This is a genomic window from Serratia marcescens (assembly GCF_001902635.1).
Taxonomy (GTDB): Bacteria; Pseudomonadota; Gammaproteobacteria; order Enterobacterales; family Enterobacteriaceae; genus Serratia; species Serratia marcescens_F.
On record NZ_MJAO01000056.1, the window covers coordinates 1 to 2946 of the forward strand.

Consider the following 2946-nt stretch of genomic DNA (forward strand, 5'->3'; position numbering starts at 1 on the left):
TTTGCTCTTTAACAATCTGGAACAAGCTGAAAATTGAAACATGACGGCTGAAATTTATCCCTCCGTAGAAGTACTGGGATGAAGAGTAACCTGTCATAGAGTCTCTCAAATGTTTGCAGCGCGAACGATGGAAACATCTTCGGGTTGTGAGGTTAAGTGACTAAGCGTACACGGTGGATGCCTAGGCAGTCAGAGGCGATGAAGGGCGTGCTAATCTGCGAAAAGCGTCGGTAAGGTGATATGAACCGTTATAACCGGCGATACCCGAATGGGGAAACCCAGTGTGTTTCGACACACTATCATGTCATGAATACATAGTGGCATGAGGCGAACCGGGGGAACTGAAACATCTAAGTACCCCGAGGAAAAGAAATCAACCGAGATTCCCCCAGTAGCGGCGAGCGAACGGGGAACAGCCCAGAACCTGAATCGGCTTGTGTGTTAGTGGAAGCGTCTGGAAAGTCGCGCAGCAAAGGGTGATAGCCCCGTACACTAAAATGCACAGGTCGTGAGTTCGATGAGTAGGGCGGGACACGTGACATCCTGTCTGAATATGGGGGGACCATCCTCCAAGGCTAAATACTCCTGACTGACCGATAGTGAACCAGTACCGTGAGGGAAAGGCGAAAAGAACCCCGGCGAGGGGAGTGAAATAGAACCTGAAACCGTGTACGTACAAGCAGTGGGAGCACCTTCGTGGTGTGACTGCGTACCTTTTGTATAATGGGTCAGCGACTTATATTTTGTAGCAAGGTTAACCGTATAGGGGAGCCGTAGGGAAACCGAGTCTTAACTGGGCGAATAGTTGCAAGGTATAGACCCGAAACCCGGTGATCTAGCCATGGGCAGGTTGAAGGTTGGGTAACACTAACTGGAGGACCGAACCGACTAATGTTGAAAAATTAGCGGATGACTTGTGGCTGGGGGTGAAAGGCCAATCAAACCGGGAGATAGCTGGTTCTCCCCGAAAGCTATTTAGGTAGCGCCTCGTGAACTCATCTTCGGGGGTAGAGCACTGTTTCGGCTAGGGGGCCATCCCGGCTTACCAAACCGATGCAAACTCCGAATACCGAAGAATGTTATCACGGGAGACACACGGCGGGTGCTAACGTCCGTCGTGAAGAGGGAAACAACCCAGACCGCCAGCTAAGGTCCCAAAGTCATGGTTAAGTGGGAAACGATGTGGGAAGGCATAGACAGCCAGGATGTTGGCTTAGAAGCAGCCATCATTTAAAGAAAGCGTAATAGCTCACTGGTCGAGTCGGCCTGCGCGGAAGATGTAACGGGGCTAAACCATGCACCGAAGCTGCGGCAGCGACGCTTAGCGTTGTTGGGTAGGGGAGCGTTCTGTAAGCCGTTGAAGGTGGCCTGTGAGGGTTGCTGGAGGTATCAGAAGTGCGAATGCTGACATAAGTAACGATAAAGCGGGTGAAAAGCCCGCTCGCCGGAAGACCAAGGGTTCCTGTCCAACGTTAATCGGGGCAGGGTGAGTCGACCCCTAAGGCGAGGCTGAAAAGCGTAGTCGATGGGAAACAGGTTAATATTCCTGTACTTGGTGTTACTGCGAAGGGGGGACGGAGAAGGCTAGGCTGGCCGGGCGACGGTTGTCCCGGTTTAAGCGTGTAGGGGGTGTGACCTGGTAAATCCGGTTGCATATCAACCCTGAGGCGTGATGACGATGCACTACGGTGCAGAAGTAGCTGATGCCCTGCTTCCAGGAAAAGCCTCTAAGCTCTAGGTAACATTGAATCGTACCCCAAACCGACACAGGTGGTCAGGTAGAGAATACCAAGGCGCTTGAGAGAACTCGGGTGAAGGAACTAGGCAAAATGGTGCCGTAACTTCGGGAGAAGGCACGCTGGCATGTAGGTGAAGTCCCTTGCGGATGGAGCCGAAGCCAGTCGAAGATACCAGCTGGCTGCAACTGTTTAATAAAAACACAGCACTGTGCAAACACGAAAGTGGACGTATACGGTGTGACGCCTGCCCGGTGCTGGAAGGTTAATTGATGGGGTCAGCCGCAAGGCGAAGCTCTTGATCGAAGCCCCAGTAAACGGCGGCCGTAACTATAACGGTCCTAAGGTAGCGAAATTCCTTGTCGGGTAAGTTCCGACCTGCACGAATGGCGTAATGATGGCCAGGCTGTCTCCACCCGAGACTCAGTGAAATTGAACTCGCTGTGAAGATGCAGTGTACCCGCGGCAAGACGGAAAGACCCCGTGAACCTTTACTATAGCTTGACACTGAACATTGAGCCTTGATGTGTAGGATAGGTGGGAGGCTTTGAAGCGTGGACGCCAGTCTGCGTGGAGCCATCCTTGAAATACCACCCTTTAATGTTTGATGTTCTAACTCGGCCCCGTGATCCGGGGTGAGGACAGTGTCTGGTGGGTAGTTTGACTGGGGCGGTCTCCTCCCAAAGAGTAACGGAGGAGCACGAAGGTTAGCTAATCACGGTCGGACATCGTGAGGTTAGTGCAAAGGCATAAGCTAGCTTGACTGCGAGAGTGACGGCTCGAGCAGGTACGAAAGTAGGTCTTAGTGATCCGGTGGTTCTGAATGGAAGGGCCATCGCTCAACGGATAAAAGGTACTCCGGGGATAACAGGCTGATACCGCCCAAGAGTTCATATCGACGGCGGTGTTTGGCACCTCGATGTCGGCTCATCACATCCTGGGGCTGAAGTAGGTCCCAAGGGTATGGCTGTTCGCCATTTAAAGTGGTACGCGAGCTGGGTTTAGAACGTCGTGAGACAGTTCGGTCCCTATCTGCCGTGGGCGTTGGAAGATTGAGAGGGGTTGCTCCTAGTACGAGAGGACCGGAGTGAACGCACCACTGGTGTTCGGGTTGTCATGCCAATGGCATTGCCCGGTAGCTAAGTGCGGAAAAGATAAGCGCTGAAAGCATCTAAGCGCGAAACTTGCCTCAAGATGAGTCTTCCCTGGG

The 2946-nt window shown here is 52.7% G+C and carries 1 rRNA gene; it reads left to right on the top strand.

From position 1 onward, the window contains the following. Positions 1 to 150 precede the first annotated feature (150 nt). Positions 151 to 2946: ribosomal RNA gene (locus BHU62_RS24485) — 23S ribosomal RNA — on the top strand; the annotation flags it as partial.